At 41.9% G+C, this 15,599-nt stretch carries 19 protein-coding genes; 13 read left to right on the top strand and 6 right to left on the bottom strand.

From position 1 onward, the window contains the following. The 4 genes from ACM0OX_RS32450 to ACM0OX_RS32435 all read left to right on the top strand — a co-directional run. On the top strand, window positions 1-451 hold a 451-nt coding region (locus ACM0OX_RS32450), incomplete at its 5' end, for a replicative DNA helicase (RefSeq protein WP_414519072.1). Window positions 452-496: 45 nt separating this feature from the next. Then, a complete protein-coding gene (locus ACM0OX_RS32445; protein WP_414519071.1) occupies window positions 497-877 on the top strand; it encodes a hypothetical protein in 381 nt (126 codons plus the stop codon). Between the two features lie 10 nt (window positions 878-887). Then, window positions 888-1,280: an ASCH domain-containing protein gene (locus tag ACM0OX_RS32440; protein ID WP_414519070.1), complete on the top strand. Its 393-nt coding sequence runs from the start codon at window positions 888-890 to the stop codon at window positions 1,278-1,280. Then, window positions 1,277-2,704 carry a DNA cytosine methyltransferase gene (locus ACM0OX_RS32435; RefSeq protein ID WP_414519069.1) on the top strand — a complete coding sequence of 476 codons (1,428 nt, stop codon included), beginning with the start codon at window positions 1,277-1,279 and terminating at the stop codon, window positions 2,702-2,704. Before ACM0OX_RS32440 ends, ACM0OX_RS32435 begins: the two co-directional genes overlap by 4 nt. A 299-nt stretch (window positions 2,705-3,003) precedes the next feature. Here the strand turns inward: ACM0OX_RS32435 and ACM0OX_RS32430 are convergent, their stop codons facing one another. After that, a complete protein-coding gene (locus ACM0OX_RS32430) occupies window positions 3,004-3,804 on the bottom strand; it encodes an isopentenyl phosphate kinase (protein WP_414519068.1) in 801 nt (266 codons plus the stop codon). Between the two features lie 824 nt (window positions 3,805-4,628). On the opposite strand from ACM0OX_RS32430, the gene ACM0OX_RS32425 reads away from it, so the two are divergent. Beyond that, window positions 4,629-4,850 carry a hypothetical protein gene (locus tag ACM0OX_RS32425; RefSeq protein WP_414519067.1) on the top strand — a complete coding sequence of 74 codons (222 nt, stop codon included), beginning with the start codon at window positions 4,629-4,631 and terminating at the stop codon, window positions 4,848-4,850. On the opposite strand, the gene ACM0OX_RS32420 is transcribed toward ACM0OX_RS32425, so the two are convergent. Both ACM0OX_RS32420 and ACM0OX_RS32415 read right to left on the bottom strand, forming a co-directional pair. After that, entirely contained in the window at window positions 4,833-5,453 is a 621-nt protein-coding gene (locus tag ACM0OX_RS32420) for an FMN-dependent NADH-azoreductase (RefSeq protein WP_414519066.1), read from the bottom strand. The genes ACM0OX_RS32425 and ACM0OX_RS32420 overlap by 18 nt on opposite strands. A 723-nt stretch (window positions 5,454-6,176) precedes the next feature. Next, window positions 6,177-8,108, bottom strand: a complete 1,932-nt coding sequence (locus ACM0OX_RS32415; protein ID WP_414519065.1) for a S9 family peptidase — start codon at window positions 8,106-8,108, stop codon at window positions 6,177-6,179. 716 nt (window positions 8,109-8,824) lie between these two features. Between ACM0OX_RS32415 and ACM0OX_RS32410 the strand changes: the two genes are divergently transcribed. From ACM0OX_RS32410 to ACM0OX_RS32390, 5 genes are all read left to right on the top strand, one after another. Next, a complete protein-coding gene (locus ACM0OX_RS32410; protein WP_414519064.1) occupies window positions 8,825-9,145 on the top strand; it encodes a hypothetical protein in 321 nt (106 codons plus the stop codon). A 188-nt stretch (window positions 9,146-9,333) separates the two neighbouring features. Beyond that, window positions 9,334-9,612, top strand: a complete 279-nt coding sequence (locus tag ACM0OX_RS32405; protein ID WP_414519063.1) for a UPF0175 family protein — start codon at window positions 9,334-9,336, stop codon at window positions 9,610-9,612. Then, entirely contained in the window at window positions 9,609-10,094 is a 486-nt protein-coding gene (locus ACM0OX_RS32400; RefSeq protein WP_414518192.1) for a DUF3368 domain-containing protein, read from the top strand. The genes ACM0OX_RS32405 and ACM0OX_RS32400 overlap by 4 nt, the downstream gene beginning before the upstream one ends. Window positions 10,095-10,106: 12 nt before the next feature. Next, window positions 10,107-10,346 (top strand): hypothetical protein, encoded by a 240-nt coding sequence (locus ACM0OX_RS32395; protein ID WP_109013123.1) that lies wholly within the window; start codon window positions 10,107-10,109, stop codon window positions 10,344-10,346. After that, window positions 10,337-10,516, top strand: coding sequence for a DNA cytosine methyltransferase (locus tag ACM0OX_RS32390; protein ID WP_414519062.1), 180 nt, complete (start codon window positions 10,337-10,339; stop codon window positions 10,514-10,516). Before ACM0OX_RS32395 ends, ACM0OX_RS32390 begins: the two co-directional genes overlap by 10 nt. Window positions 10,517-10,644: 128 nt before the next feature. Here the strand turns inward: ACM0OX_RS32390 and ACM0OX_RS32385 are convergent, their stop codons facing one another. Both ACM0OX_RS32385 and ACM0OX_RS32380 read right to left on the bottom strand, forming a co-directional pair. Next, entirely contained in the window at window positions 10,645-11,592 is a 948-nt protein-coding gene (locus ACM0OX_RS32385; protein WP_414519061.1) for a nucleoside hydrolase, read from the bottom strand. 487 nt (window positions 11,593-12,079) lie between these two features. After that, window positions 12,080-12,358, bottom strand: coding sequence for a hypothetical protein (locus tag ACM0OX_RS32380; RefSeq protein WP_414519060.1), 279 nt, complete (start codon window positions 12,356-12,358; stop codon window positions 12,080-12,082). 517 nt (window positions 12,359-12,875) lie between these two features. Here ACM0OX_RS32380 and ACM0OX_RS32375 point away from each other — a divergent pair. From ACM0OX_RS32375 to ACM0OX_RS32365, 3 genes are all read left to right on the top strand, one after another. Then, window positions 12,876-13,520, top strand: a complete 645-nt coding sequence (locus tag ACM0OX_RS32375) for a hypothetical protein (RefSeq protein ID WP_414519059.1) — start codon at window positions 12,876-12,878, stop codon at window positions 13,518-13,520. 184 nt (window positions 13,521-13,704) lie between these two features. Next, the gene (locus tag ACM0OX_RS32370; protein WP_414519058.1) at window positions 13,705-14,097 is read left to right on the top strand and encodes a hypothetical protein; all 393 of its coding nucleotides are present in this window, start codon (window positions 13,705-13,707) and stop codon (window positions 14,095-14,097) included. 670 nt (window positions 14,098-14,767) lie between these two features. Continuing rightward, a complete protein-coding gene (locus ACM0OX_RS32365) occupies window positions 14,768-14,971 on the top strand; it encodes a CopG family transcriptional regulator (RefSeq protein WP_414519057.1) in 204 nt (67 codons plus the stop codon). Here the strand turns inward: ACM0OX_RS32365 and ACM0OX_RS32360 are convergent. Beyond that, complete coding sequence (locus ACM0OX_RS32360) at window positions 14,942-15,541, bottom strand: hypothetical protein (RefSeq protein WP_414519056.1); 600 nt, start codon at window positions 15,539-15,541, stop codon at window positions 14,942-14,944. The genes ACM0OX_RS32365 and ACM0OX_RS32360 overlap by 30 nt on opposite strands. Window positions 15,542-15,599: the final 58 nt, after the last annotated feature.

Genomic DNA, 15,599 nt, shown 5'->3' with positions numbered 1-15,599 from the left:
CATGACCTTTGTGAAGGTTGGCAGCTTGCAAAAGAGACTTAACGGGAAAAGTCAGGTGATCATTGACTACTTACAACTTATGGCTCTTGATACTGATTCACGGGTGAACATGGCTCAACGAGTCGGTGAAATCAGCCGGGGATTAAAAAGATTAGCCAAAGATTTGGATGTGCCTGTACTGGCTTTGTCCCAACTCAACCGCGAAGTTGAACACCGTAACGATAAACGCCCTGTACTAAGTGATTTAAAAGACAGTGGTGCTGTTGAGCAAGACAGTGATGTTGTGATCATGCTTTACCGCGAAGAAATGTATAACCCCGATACCCCAGATCGTGGCATTGCTGAGTTAGTTGTTCGCAAGCAACGCAATGGCCCCACTGGTACAGTCAAGCTTTTGTTTGACCATCAGTTCACCAGATTCAAGAATTTATCTCGTGGTCGTAGTTTTTAAGGCTCTACTGGAGGATAAACATTGTCTTTTACGCGGGAACTGAGAATGATTGAAACTTACCAACAGCTTTTACAACAATGGGCGGCTCTTGCCCCTGATGAATGCTCTACCACTGACCGGGATTACAGGTTTAAGGTAAAAGTGCTGCCCCAAGTTGAAAAATGTTCTTTCGATAACCCCTGGCGTTCGGTTACTTCCAAAAACCTTACTTGGCGACTTCATGTAGCTGAAGATGTAATTCTCAGACAGTTGAATTTTGTTCTTCTAACAGTTTTACATTGCTGTTCTAACCGTCAGTCCAATATTCATTTCACTTTCATAGAGCTTGGAACTATCGCCACAATCTGCAATGGGCTGAAGTCGCAAATACAGCCACATCCAGCGATCGCGGCATTAGACGCATACATTCAATTACTGAATTTTTAGAAGGTGGTACATGAAAGCACTTTCAGTCAGACAACCTTGGGCATGGGCAATAATTTATGCTCTAAAGGATATAGAAAACCGTGGCTGGCCCATTCATTATCGCGGCGACATTCTGATTCACGCTGCAAAAACCTGTACCAAAAAAGAGTACCAGTTAGCGAGAGAATTTTGCCAAGGGATGGGGGTAGTAATCCCAGAGTTAATTTCTTTACGTCGCGGTCAAGTCATCGGTATAGTCACAATAGTTGACTGCCGATTCTCACAAGTTGCGTCTGGTTGGGGGATGCCTCTTCAGTACCACTGGAAGCTGGAGAATCCGCGAGAGATTATACCGATTCCTTACATTGGGCGATTGGGGATATTTGAAGTACCCGATGATTTGGTCATGGAGGTGGCTGCATGACTAAAACAGTAATAGCTGAGTTATCTGCAATACCCGAAAAATTCTTAGAGAACGACCTTAAAGCCCCACAGCCTCATAGTCAAGGATGCCTCTATCCGTACCTCGAAACTAAAAAGCTACTCGATGGGTCAAATGTTTTTTATCCCCGTGTAGTTGGTGAGCGTGATCCAAATGACCCCTTTTGTTGGAGGTGGGGATATAACTGGAAGGAAAAACACGACGGCGTTTGGAAGGGTAAAAGTATAGGCTCAATTCCCCCTGGCGCTGTCCACATGATTCGGACACTACAACAGCAGGGGGCAATTAGGGAAGATATTATCGCCTTTATCAAAAAAGCGAAAACCAAAAAGCCATCACCAAAATCAGATGTCTGCAAAAATTTTGATAACACAGATAAAAAACCAGTTCTGCCAGATGATGCCCCGATCGCTGTAGTACTTTTCGCGGGTGGCGGCGGGATTGAAGCTGGCATGGTTCAAGCTGGTATTCGCCCAGTCATTGCAGTAGAATTTGACCCAAGCAAACCAGACTTGAGCAGGGCGATCGCCAAAACCCATCATCATAACTTTAGCGAATACGGCTGTAGAATAATCCAGCTAACAGTTCAAGAAGTAGCACAGTCAGGATTCATAGGTTTTCCCCGCCGCCCCAATTACCTCCATGCCTCCCCGGTGTGCGCCAACTTCAGCCAAGCCCACACTGCAAAAGCTGGTATTGCGCTTGAAACGGCTGACGATCTGACAGCTGCGATCGCTGTAGCAGAAGCCATCCGACAGTTACAGCCACGGGTGTTTACGCTGGAGAATGTGCCGCGCTATCAGAACAGTCAGAGTTTCAGTATTATTCTGTCAGCTTTAGAACAAGAGGGGTACTCGGTTGATTACAGCGTGGTCAACATGGACAAATTCGGACTACCCCAGGCGCGGCGGCGGTTAGTCCTGATTGCAAGTAGGGGGTTTCGGGTTGCCTTACCTTCGGGAGCTAAACCTTGTGGTTGGTACGAGGCGATAGCCCATCTCATTCCCACAATGCCTGATTCACAGCTGCTACCTAAACAGCAACAAGCTTTGGAGAAATTTTTAGCCGGGAATGCGCCAACACCACTGTTGATTGAAAGAGTTGGGGGGCGCAAGTTACCCAAGTACAAGCCAGGGTCGCACCCCGCTAATACGATACTGCGATCGCATTTCACAGATCACAAAGGTTGCAACCGTAGTAAGTTCACTGATATCTGGTTGCCGGATGGGATAGTTAAATCTTTGTCTATTGAAGGGGCTGCAATCTTGCAAGGGTTTCCCGGTTGGTACGAATTCCCCGACGAGACTGCTACGGCGGGGTCAATTATCGGCTATTCTGTACCACCCAGTTTCGCCGCGCAGTTATTTACTCACATACAGAAACAATTATCAGGAGCATTTTTATGACAAACCAAGAGCAACTCACTTAAAATATGTTGGTACAGGTAAGGAAGAGGACAACCAACAAGCAGGGGACAGAAAAGAAGAAGCACAGAGGTTGTGCGGTGGGAGCCAGTTTCTGCCTGCTTTAATGGTTTTCTTTCCTTAGCGACAGTTCACATATGGGTTCGCAGAATTTTATTCATGGGATAGATTTATAGCTGCCTTCAGCAAGAATTGCCCTCTGCCTTTCTCAATGAGTTATCTCAAAAAGATTAAAGGTAAGTAATTCGGATTAACTACCAACAGTTTTGAAATCATTTTAGTTAAAATGCCCTAATTAAAGTGCCTAGAGTTGGCGTACCTAAAACTGAAGAGGCTAAATTCCCTGGGATATTCCCATCAATTATCCAGCAGTCAATCCCTAAACTAGAAATAGTCAAAAACTCCTCAACTTTCTTCGCCATCCCGCCAGTAACATCTACTGATTTGCTCTTGCCCAAGAAAGGTTTAATCTGAGAATAGTTAGCTTGAGTAATATTGGAAACTACTTGCCCATCTTGGTCATATACACCTGCATAATTCCCAGCATTTATTAGTCTAACTTTAAATTTACCTTGAAGATAGAAGTATTTCGCTAGTTCTACAAGCATTGCATCTGTCGAAAAGACAGTACCACCAATAGCTTGATCTAGAACTACATCACCGAAAACTAAAGGAATCAAACCTGCTTTTAGACTACTTTCTATCACACTAAAGTCAATCTTCAATAGTTTTTTGTTATGAGTGGTTATCATAGTAATAGGTGGCAAACTTACTACTGGCAACCCTGCCTGTAAAAATTTTTTGGTTAGTAGAAAATTTAAATCTAAAGCATCTTGGTGAACTAAGCAGAATCCTAGTTTTTCTTCATCACCTGAAAAACCATTAATTGTATTATATTTATTCGCTGATTGGTGGGCAAAAGAACCAGCACCGTTACCAATAATCAGTTTCAGATTAGGATTTTCATGTTTGATTAGGCTCACTTGCTCAACCAGTTGTGTTATAACTTCTCTTCGAGCAGTATAAGGTTTATCCTTGTCAGTAATTAAGGAACCTCCTAGCTTCACCAATACTAATTCCATAATAAAATATTAAATAAGGAAAGACAAAAACTTATAGGAAATAATTCTAAACAAAAAAATCAAAATTACTAGTAATTTCAACGCAATTTAACAAAAATCTTGAAAGGAAACAGTAAATTTTGGTTACAAAATAATGCAGAAATTGTGTTACATCTGAGTTATCAATGGATAGCTGGAAGTTGGGAGTACACCATTTTTAATAAATTAGTTTGTGCATTGGAGGATATTTGAAAAATCTTCAAATGTGTGTTTGACTACCCTGGCTACCGAGAAACTGCCACGAGAGAATCGGAATTTTGGGATTTGAGATCGCGCCTCTGAGTCTCACTTGAGGCTCAAGCCGACCCTTTTCAAACAACCTTTAAGGATAAAAGCGCAGCCTACGTTGCCAAGTCTGCTGAATCTTTGCCATTGCTTAAATGCCTGTGCTAGGACTTTTACTGGTGATCAGGGTTTATGCTTGCTACAACAGAGGTTAACGCTTTTACGGATTATGATGCAATCTGACAGTTACAGCGAGTAAATAACGCACTGCACGTGTGATTCGATTGTTGGCAGTGGGTACAAACTGTATTTTGTCTAGCTATAAAAAAACTGCCCTGGGGCAAGGAGTCCAGAGCAGCGCTTGTAAAAAAGTTAAATATGGGAGTTTTAAACTGTTGCCCCCCGCTTTACATATAATTCGTTTGATATGTAATATTCTTCAGCTAGAGTTTTGTAATTTACGCAAAAAGACCGAAAAACTTTTAAAGCTGCACTATACAAGGATTAGACGCAATAAACCAAGCCTAATACAACACCCTTGGCTGAATGCGTGTTAACCAATGGTTATCAAAATTTGGTCAAGCAAACATAAATGCACCATTACCCCAAGGAGCAATCGTAAGCTGTGGAGGCGCGATTGTTACTTAAGCAGGGATGAGGCGGGGGCGGCGAGAAGCGACCAATATAAGCGGCGGCAGATAAGTTCAACATCACCGCCAAGATATCTCGCCCGTCTGCTTCATCGACTTGTTAGCTGGCTGGCGCTACCAACTATTAACTAATTCTTGAATTTCAGATTGTGCTTTGTCTAACGCTCGTTTCCGTGCCTCGTCTCCCATATCTAAACCATTGGCATGAATGAACTCAATATCAGTCACACCCATGAATTGAAAAGCATACCGCAGCGCAGGTTCCTGACAATCCCATCCTTCATAAGGAGAACCTGCTCCATATTCAACGCCTCGTGATGTGATGAATAACACTTTTTTACCGTTTGCAAGTCCTTTGACTTGACCATCCTCCTCCGTGAATGTGCGACCCACACGAATCACTTGATCAATGTATCCTTTAAAGTTGGACGGAATGCTGAAGTTGTACATCGGCACGCTGAACACACACCGATCGGCCGCCAAAAACTCATCCACTAACTCATCGGAAAACTTCAGCAGTTCAACCATTTTTGGAGTCAGTGCTTCTGGTGGAGTAAAACAAGCCACAATCCAATCTTCGGTGACGTGAGGAACTGGCGTTTGCCTTAAATCACGATAGGTAATCACATCATCAGGATGTTGGTCTTGCCACGCAGCGATAAACTCCTTGGCTAATTTGCGAGATTTGGAGCGATCGCCCCGTGGACTTGAATTAATATGCAGAATGTTTCCCATAGTCCCTCAACCAAAAATTTCATTTGGCAACTAGAACACCGATTCACTAATCCCCTTGTCGGTCTAAAAGCTTTATTCATCAGTTATTATTCAGACCTTGTATTCCTTTCTATACGGCTTAAAAGGTCAATGATTGCTATTAAAGCTGCTGTCAGAATATATATATAATAATACAGGGAATAATTAAATAAATAAAAGGCAAGAGAATAAATATATTACCTCCACCAAAACTTAAAGCTCGGCCAAATATTGAAAATATTATCAGAAAAAAAATGACTACAATAAAAAAGCCGACAACCTGAAGAATCTTAAGTGTAGTAACTAATCTAGTGTACAGTCTATTGTCGTTATATCTGTTGGATAGTTGATTGTTACTCATAAGTACACCATTTTTAATAAATTAGTTTGTGCATGAAAACTTCTTTCATCATGAGCAGAAGAGTGTTTTTTTTAAGACTATTCTCTGATTAGAGCTATCACTTTTATAACTGATAACTCGAATTACCATTAAGCTCCGGCAGCCTCCTTTTCAAATCCATATATCCCAATACTGATTGCAAGCATAGCAATTCAAAACAGTGGTCAGATTTCGTGATAGCTGACAAATGCTTAAAAAATCAAAACTTCATTTTGGCTCGACTCCTGCTCAAAACTCGATTTTTCGTCATGATTCCGATTACTGAATCGTTGTTCTAGTGTCCGCAGTTGATTACAGCTATTTAGCTAAAAGTTTTCAATGACTACAGGCTCAACTGGTTGGGCAATTTCAAAATTGAAAATTCGTGAATAAAAGTAAAGTTCTGCTGACAAAGAACGCTTGATGTTTGCGGCTTTGCGGAAACCATGTTCTTCACCCTCAAAAGCAACATAAGCCACAGGTACACCTTTTGTTCTTAGGGCTGTAACCATTGCTTCAGTTTGATTGGGCGGAACTACTCGATCTTCTAATCCCTGAAAAAAAATCATTGGGCAGGCTAGACGCTCACTAAAGTTAATTGGCGAACGCTGTTGATAAATCTGACGCTGTTGTGGATAAGGCCCAACCAGACCATCCAAGTACCGGGATTCAAACTTATGTGTGTCCCGAACTAAAGCTTCCAAATCACTGACACCAAAATAGCTGGCTCCTGCTTTAAAAGTATCTCGGAAAGTTAACGCACAAAGCGTTGTGTAACCACCTGCACTCCCGCCGGAAATGGTTAGACGAGCGCCGTCTACATCTCCCCGTGACACTAAGTAACGCGCACCGAAAACACAATCATCCACATCTACAATTCCCCAATTCCCAGAAAGCCGTTGCCGATACTCCCGCCCGTACCCTGTACTGCCACCATAATTTACATCCAAAACCGCTATTCCTCGGCTAGTCCAATACTGAATGCTAAAATTGAGGCTACTAGAAGTTGCTGCGGTGGGGCCACCGTGACTTTTGACAATCAAGGGCGGTTTTTCAGTCTCAGGAGCCGTATAGTCACGGTTTCGAGGTGAGTAGAAAAGGGCGTATGCTGTTTTGCCATCAGATGTTTCGTACTCAATAGCTTCAGGTAAAGAAAGATAACCAGCATCAATAGTTACATCACTAGAATACCGTAGTACTTCTAGCTCTTTAGTTGTCAGATCCAAACGGACAATTGCTGCTAATTGAGTTGGCGAACTTCCACGAAAAACCACCTGGTTAGAGGTCGCGTGGAGAGAGCTAATATCTGTGTAGGGCGTATTTATTAGTTCTAACTGACGTGTTATTGTATCAAGGCTTGCTAAATACCAAATGCCTTGCTGGGTATAAGTACAAATAATCTGGTTAGCAGACCCAAAAGCATAAGTGGACATCCCAAAATTCCATTGCGGCTGACCAAATTCTGCTTCCATTTGAGTTAGCGCTTCTACATTTTCATCTTGCCAACGATATATATTCCACCAACCTGTACGGTCAGAAACAAAATACAACTTACCATCTGGCGACCACTGTGGCTGAAAAATAGACTCATCTAAATCCCCAGCAATTTTTTGAGTATTTCCCAAAGAACCATCTGCCTTTAATTCCCCAACCCATAGTTCAGTCCCATCCCAAGGCATATTAGGATGGTTCCAAGTCAGCCAAGCTAAACGTGAACCATCTGGGCTAAGGCGAGGCGAAGCATAAAAGTCATTTCCAGATACTAATAGTTGGATTTTATGATCTCCGTCTAGTTCCACGCCGACTAAACTATTACTCGCCTCCTTTGTCACATCTGTGTGATCTTCATACACACAAATAATTCGGTTGTTTTGACGATCAAAAACCCCGTCTGCATAGCGTGTGGCAGCTTTTGGGGTGATGGCTTGCGGCTCTTGATCGCTCTGGTGACAATATAGGCGTTGATCGATAAAGTTGGAAAAGTAAACAGTGTCATTCACCACAAGAAAGGAACTGCCACCATATTCATGCACACGAGTACGCACATTGAAGCCACTAGGCGTGAGGGACTGGATTTTACCATCTGCATCCCGCCGCACTATGACATTTCTACCTGACTCTGACGGTCGTAGCTCACTCCAGTAAATCTCTTCGCCACAGAGAGCAATTTGTCCCAACCCAATTGTACTTGCAGTAATTAAGTCTGTTGTTATGGGCGATCGCCAACATCCGTAAGATGCTACTTCTGCTTTTATCACGCTTTATTCTGCTCCCTGTTTCCAAGAATCATATATTGTCTGTAAAGGCAAAACTCTGACACACCCACTTATACTAATCCGTAATTCGTAATCCTAGCCTCTTGCTAGCAGCAAGCTACGTAATTGAAAGTTCTTTAATATAAATATTTTAGGCAACCAGATCATTGGCGTAAGCTCTCACTGCCGGCCAACGGGTGCAAAACTCAAAGGAGCCACTTGTATAAGAAAAACTGCCCTGAGCAAGGAGTTCAGGGCAGCACTTGAAAAGCGAAATAAAATAGGGGACTTTTAACGAACAGAATTCAGGAGTCAGGAGCCAGAATTCAGAAGAAGGTTAAGCGAGTGGCGGATGAATAAACGGCGTTTTTGCTCCCCCACTAAATCTCCGATTTAGTGGTGCAAGAATCAAGTGGTGGGTCTGAATCCCCCACTCATTCATTCTGACTCCTGAATTCTGACTTCTGAATTCTTCTTCAAAGCTTTGTCTCTTGGTTTATACATAATTCGTTTGGTATATAATATTCTTCTTTTGTTTTGTGTTTTATGCAGAAATAACGAAACATATTGAAACTGCCGTCGTACAAGAGTTAAGCGCCAGCATCAACAGCACCCACGATGTAACCCAGCCAGATGTGTGTAAACCAATGGTTTACATTTGCCACCCTGCGATATACCTTCAACACCTCGAATAACCCACACAGGGGCAATTGTGTGCGATGGTGATGGCGCGAGCGATCGCCTCCGGCGATCGCCTAGCTTGCGGCTACTACCGGGTATCTCTGCATGGTGAAGATTTGGGGGATTGGTCGGGGTTACAGCAGGAGTTCTATCGGGGGCGGTTGCTGCTGGGGTTGGCGGCGGCGGTGAGGTCAGGGTGGGGGTGGGGTGTTTTTTGGGGCGAGGGGTGGACGGTTGGGTTTAGTTGGGAAAATAAGGCTGACGGTACGTTTCGTGCTTTATCTAATTCTCTCACGCCGTTCCAGTTTGTATGCTTATCCCAAGTAATATTGAGAAGGTCAGCGCCATCGAGGAAATAACCAACAGTTACAGCCTGACTACACAGAACACCCACCCAGAACAACCCACCACACTCGTAGAGTTTTTCCGTCAATCCCCCTTAGTTGGAATCGCCGAAGAACTCGACTTTAACCGATAGAAAAATGATATTTTATATAATATCACCCCTGTTGAAAATGAAACATTACAAAGAAAACATTCTGAAATTATGACTAAAGTAGAATTTACCATTCCTGTTCATTCTGTTAATAATGCCATCAGAGAAGAAGCAGAAAATAAAGCCAAAGAAGCTTATGTGATGACTCTACTTAAACATGGAGAAATTAGCAGTGGTAAGGCTAGTGAATTACTAGGAATTCCTCGACTAGAGGTAATAGATTTAATGTCTAAACATGAAATATCTCTATTTGACGACAGTATGACTTTAGACGAATTTCAGCAAGAAGTTAATCAAGCAAAAGTGAAATTACAAGGCAATAATCTATGATTGTTGTCTCAGATACAACCCCATTAAGTGAACTTTCTAAAGTTGGTAGATTAGACTTGCTTCAGGCTGTTTTTGGTAGAGTAATAATTCCTCAACAAGTCTATGCAGAATTAACAACGGGGAATCATCCCGCAGTTTTAGCTGTAAAATCAGCCTTATGGCTAGAAGTTCGTTCTATAAGTAATAACCAACTTATTGAACAACTACAATTAGAAACAGACTTAGATTTAGGAGAATGTTCGGCAATTATTTTGGCAGAAGAATTAAAAGCAGATCAACTTTTAATTGATGAAAAAGCTGGGAGAAAAGTTGCTATTAGTAGAGGCTTGCCAATTATTGGTTTAGTTGGAGTGATTATCTTAGCAAAAGAGCAAGGATTGATTGATAATGTCAAGAATATTTTAGATGATTTAATGAGTAAAGGAACAAGAATCAGCCCAAAAATTTATGATTATGCTCTAATTACAGCAAGAGAAATTTAAAACAATCTGACAATGAACCTATCCCCAAGTGACTGGCTAGAAAATATCATCTCCCAACTTCCAGCCCTTACTCTTCTGCAAAACATGGGCTATGAATATCTCACACCACAGTCAGCCCTAGCCAAACGTGGGGGAAAACGTTCTAAGATTGTTCTAGAAGAAATCCTCACAACCCAACTTCGCAAACTAAATCAAATTCAACACCGGGGACAAACTCACGCTTTCAGTGAAGTCAATTTTGTTTGCGCTTGAATACAGCGATCGCAAAACTCTGGGCATTGAAGTCCACCCAGACAGTAGCGTTGCAAGGGTTTCCCAGTTGGTACGAGTTCCCGCAGGAGACTGCAACGGCCGGGTCAATTATTGGATATTCTGTGCCTCCTAGTTTCGCTGCACAATTATTCGCTCAGATTCAACAATAGTTAATGCTGTGTCATTACTTTGGCTAAATAAAAATAATTGTTTCTCAGATTTATCCAAAGTTGAATGTAAGCTAGTCGTAATTTATTTTTCCAAGCTAATTCGCTGCTCGAAGGGCTTATCTCAACATTTATTTAACTGCGTCTAACCAGAGGTTACGCAACTTCACTTCGTTGATGATAGGTTCCAGATGCGCTGCTCGCACAACAAACGAAGTTGGGTACAATATATATAGTGCAGCACTGTCGTCCCACATTCGAGTAGTCAGCCATTGACTCGGATCTAGATTCAATAAGGCGCGTAACAGACCCGGTAATCCGGTCGTTGGCAGCGCGTTAATCATCTTAGTAGTTGGCGCATAAGAAGGATTTACACTTAAGTCCGTTGGCAGATCAATCCAGATTGCTTCTCGTACATTGTATAGAATTTCAGAAGCCTGGCGGCAGCTGGCGATGTCGTACTCACAGTTGAAATTTTCCGGTGTCGTCTCTTGGATTGGTCGCCCAGAGGCGATTACCCGTTTTAGCCGCCCAGCCAACTGTGGAGCATATTGGACGAAAGAAGTCCACGGGCCTAGAGCAAGCACTTCAATCTCCTTGCAGTCTTTGGTTGCATATCTCACCCTGTCTGCAATGTTAGTTTTCGATGCTTTTGTGGGTACAGCAGAAGCAAGAAAGCCGTTAAGTCGCTCATTGGCAGCACGTACCGCAGGCAGCCAGTCGTAATTTGGCGGCAGCGTAGTTGCATTCCCCTGAAGAATTGGCACAGTTGGATTGGCAGCAGCTAGGTAAAGGGCGATTGCCGTTGTACCTCGCTCTACTGAAGAGATACCTTCGGTAACCACCACGGCTTTAATTGCTCGATGTGGTACAAGCACCACAAATGCTCGTAGATCATCAAGTGCCGCATCTGTGTCAACAATCAGACAGGTGCGATTGTCATCTGGCTTCCAATTATTAATAGAATTGGTATCAATTACAGATTCAGCCTTTACCTTGTCAATATTCCAGATATCCAAAATGCTGACTGTGGAAAGTATGCTAATTGACAATCCAATCAAAATTTTACGAATTTTCATAAGCAACAGTTATAGAGAATTTATGTAAATCTAGTGATAAACATAATATAGGAACAAGATATCTTCTTGATAATTTCTGGTTAATTTTCGGTTTAAAAAGACGAGCAGTTTTGCCACCTAGCTTGTGGGTAGCCCCGGATATCTTTGCATAGCGAGAATTTGGGCGAGTCCTCGAACCATCACTTTTTTGTAAACAAATTGTTATATACACCACAACGTCCACAACGTTTATCAGGCAAGCGTTTGACGTTGTGTGTAGTTTACACAACGTTTTCCTAGTCATCGCTGATTTTGGAGTTGTAAATAATCTAAAGTCCATTAAATAATCATGGATTGAAATTATAGGGGAGTAATCCTCGTTAAGTACCACCCAGACTTCTTTTCCTTCTGTCGTTATTCCCTTATTTATATGTATTAATAAATACTGTCCTAATTTGTACTGCGAGGATAAACATTGTACACATTGTTGGATACCTGTGCAAACTCTTTACACAACGTTGTAAAAACCTTTGTTAAGAGAACGTTGTTGTTGTTGTTTTATGTATTTATTTAGGTGGATATAACCATTGGTTGACAAATTTTCCATCACCTTCACAGATGCAATTTTCAGCGCCGCAGCCATACGTGTGAATCCAAAGCGATGGCTGCGCCAACGCCAAGGGCGAACGCGGCAATATTCCTCAAATGTTTTGTGCGTTGAACGGTATAATTTGCGATCGCGTAACTGGGTTAGTGCCTTCCCCGCTTCCACAAACGCGCTCTGCACTTTTCGCTCCAGATTTAGCGAGAAAGGCAGAGGGCAGGAGGCAGAAGGCAGAAGGGAAAACTGAAGCCTGCACTCTGCCACGACCGTAGGGAGTAAGGGGTGAAGCCCCACTCCAAAATCTCTGATTTGGAGTCATGCAATCAGTGTAGGTCTGAAGCCTACACTGATTGCAAACCTTCTGCCCTCTGCCCTCTGCCCTCTGCCTTCTTCACGCGATCGCTCTGTTCTTCCTCGGTCATCTCTGGAACTTCCACCGCTTCTACATCAACCGTGACTGCGCTTGCATTTTCCGGCTCTTATGCTGGTTTGAGGGCTGGCTTTGGTTTATCGGGAGTTGTGGGGGTGAGTCTTTTGCGCTTGGAGGTTGGTTGGTTCATGCTACCACCTCCAGACTGTAGGTGGTTAAGACAGTATTGAGTTGTGTCATGATAGGGGAAGAGTTTTCTAATGTATCCCCAGCCTCACGAGAACGTTGGGGTTTTTCATCTACTTCTTATATATTTGCATTTCTTCTTAAATGGGTAAACACAAGAAAAAGCAAAAGAATGTCCCACCGTGGTTGGCGCACGAGAATCTGTTTATCCCTAAAACTGGCCAGCAAATAACTACAGATGCAGGCTGGGAAAAAATATCATTTGATGATGCTGCTAAATTTTTTAGCAACCAAACCATTCAAGATTGGCACGAATCTTTCATTGAAGGATTTGATGATATCTCTGATTTACTATTGGCACAGGGTGTAGATATCGATTTAGAAGATGAAGCTGCTGTAGATAAGTTTTTGGATAACTACAAGCCTCAACATATCAATGTAGTTATAGCTAAAGCTGTCTATAATATTCATTCTTGGGCCAGAGTTCTACTAATTTCCACTCCTGAAGATGAAGAATACTATTTTCACAACCATGAGATTGAGGCAATTCGTTTAGGCATTGGGTTGCGAAGGTATCTAAACTTAGACATTCCAGTAATTAATGATTGTCAAGATGCTGTGAGATATCTGCAAGGTAAATACCCGAACATCGCTTGGCAACCTAGACATTGTGTTTCGGTTGCTCATCGCCTGAAAATTGCTCAAGCCACCAAGGTCTACAACGAACAAACCTGGGATGAGGAGTGGAACGAAGTTCTGGATGAAGAATTAATTGTATCCGCTCAGTAAATCGGGGTAGAAACAAAAAATCAGAATTTAAATTGGGCGATCGCTTACGTTAGGCGCACTTTCACAAAAATACTCTACCGAGTTATTCACATCAATAGAGTATATAAATTTACTATAATCATCTTTTCCAAATTCAGCTTATACTTTGATAACTATTTATACCTCTGTGTAAGTACTGCAAATCTTGCCTACAGCAATCATCCCGAAAGAGACAAACTTCCGGCAAAATGTTTCTGATTCGCTAATAACTTTCTGTATTCTGGGATATCCGTTCTTTGTGGAAAGCCGAATGATTCCTATAGATATGAAACGACTCATCAAAAAAACCTCTAATCCAGTTCGCAAGAAAACAGAAGTAGCCCCAACCCGACCACCTACTGACCCCATTGAGATGCCTGAAAGCCAAAATATTCCTGAAACAGTGATTGAACCAAATCGCGCCGCTCCCATTGAAGACTACGTTTCCGAATCCGAATACATTTCTGAACACTATCGCCCCCTACGCTCTGTGGGTAACTCCGGGTGGCAACCGTCTGATGTGTGGCGCGAGTTGAGAGTTGATAATTTCTGTGAGTAAATTAAGCTCTGACTGAATAAGAATTAATATATCTATCATGCTAAATTAACTTCAAAAAAGCCATGAAACGCTTACTAAACAACAAAAATAAACATTATTTACTAGTTTTTTATTGGTTTAGCACTGATTCGGACTTTTGAGCTTTATTGTCGAGCCAGTTTTGATATCTAACTAATAATTTGGCATAACAGATAGTGAAGAATCAAAATTATTAAACCTTAAGCAAGCTAGAAAATTTCCTAGCTTGCTTAAGGTTTCGTTAGGTTATAGAGTTAAATATAGCGATTGAATGAAAGTCTATATCCAGAGTACTTAGTTAGTTTAACTTTTGGGTAAAGAGCAAATGAATCTTAGATGCAATTATATGAAGCAAGGTTTACTAAATTCAATCAGCAATCTTTATTAATTATACGCCTCTTGCACGGCTAACTTCAATTGCGCTTTGCTTAACAATATTTACAAAAAATACAAGCTCATTTTAAATATTCTAAATTTCATATAAATGATTTATTAGTGAAGTTTTGAACTACAAGTAAATACTCTGGAGAGGGATGTGCTAAAAATAGTTTTACGGCAAGTATGCTGTGGTTAACATCTATATATTTGTTAAGTATTGCACAAGGCATTTAGAGTCTAAATAATTCATTAAATTTGAGCAATAGAGCAAGTCATGAACAAAAAATGGGCTATCAAACGAATCACAATAAATCTCGCATCAGTTGAAAGCGAAAAACTTGAACGATATTGTGCAATGACAGGTAGACCTGCAACTGATGTGATTCGGGAGTTGATTCGCTCTTTGACAATAACCGAGTTCTCAGCGTCTGAACAGACTACACCTACCCTAAAATATGATGTTCCCATTCTGAAATAGTGGCAATTGAATTACTTGGGTTTGTTTGGCATTATCCAGGTTAGACAACGAAATCCCCAACAATCTGACACTACGATTCTCCAGATCAATCAACTCAAACAGCGCTTTAGCTATCTCGAAAATCGTAGATAGTTCACTGATGGGAGCAAGCATTGTTTTACTGCGGGTTAACTGCTGATAGTCAGAGAATTTAACTTTCAATGTTAATGTGCGGCCACGCGTTTCGTGCTGCTCTAAGCGTTGCTCCACTATCTGGGCAATCTGTTCGAGTTCCTGCAACATCTGGCTGATATCGCTTAAGTCCTGTGCAAACGAGGTTTCTGCACCAACTGATTTACGAACTCGATTTGCTTCAACTGGGCGGTCATCTTCTGCTCTGGCAATCTTGTAGTAATAATGACCTGCTTTACCAAAGTGGTGTGTTAGCTCCAAAAGCGATCGCTCTTTCAAGTCTGCGCCAGTATGAATCCCCAGTGAGTGCATCTTCGCCGCCGTCACCTCGCCAATCCCGTGAAACTTTTCAATCGCCAGTTGTTCTACAAAAGCGATCGCATCCTCCGGTAAAATCACGGTTAAGCTGATGCGCAGCTAAATTTAATAAACAGCATTACCTTTATTTTTAATCTTA

Origin of the sequence: Nostoc sp. PCC 9305, from assembly GCF_963920915.1 — a bacterium.
GTDB lineage: Bacteria > Cyanobacteriota > Cyanobacteriia > Cyanobacteriales > Nostocaceae > Nostoc.
Note: the sequence above shows the minus strand (reverse complement) of the source record. Positions and strands in the feature narration are given on the sequence as shown.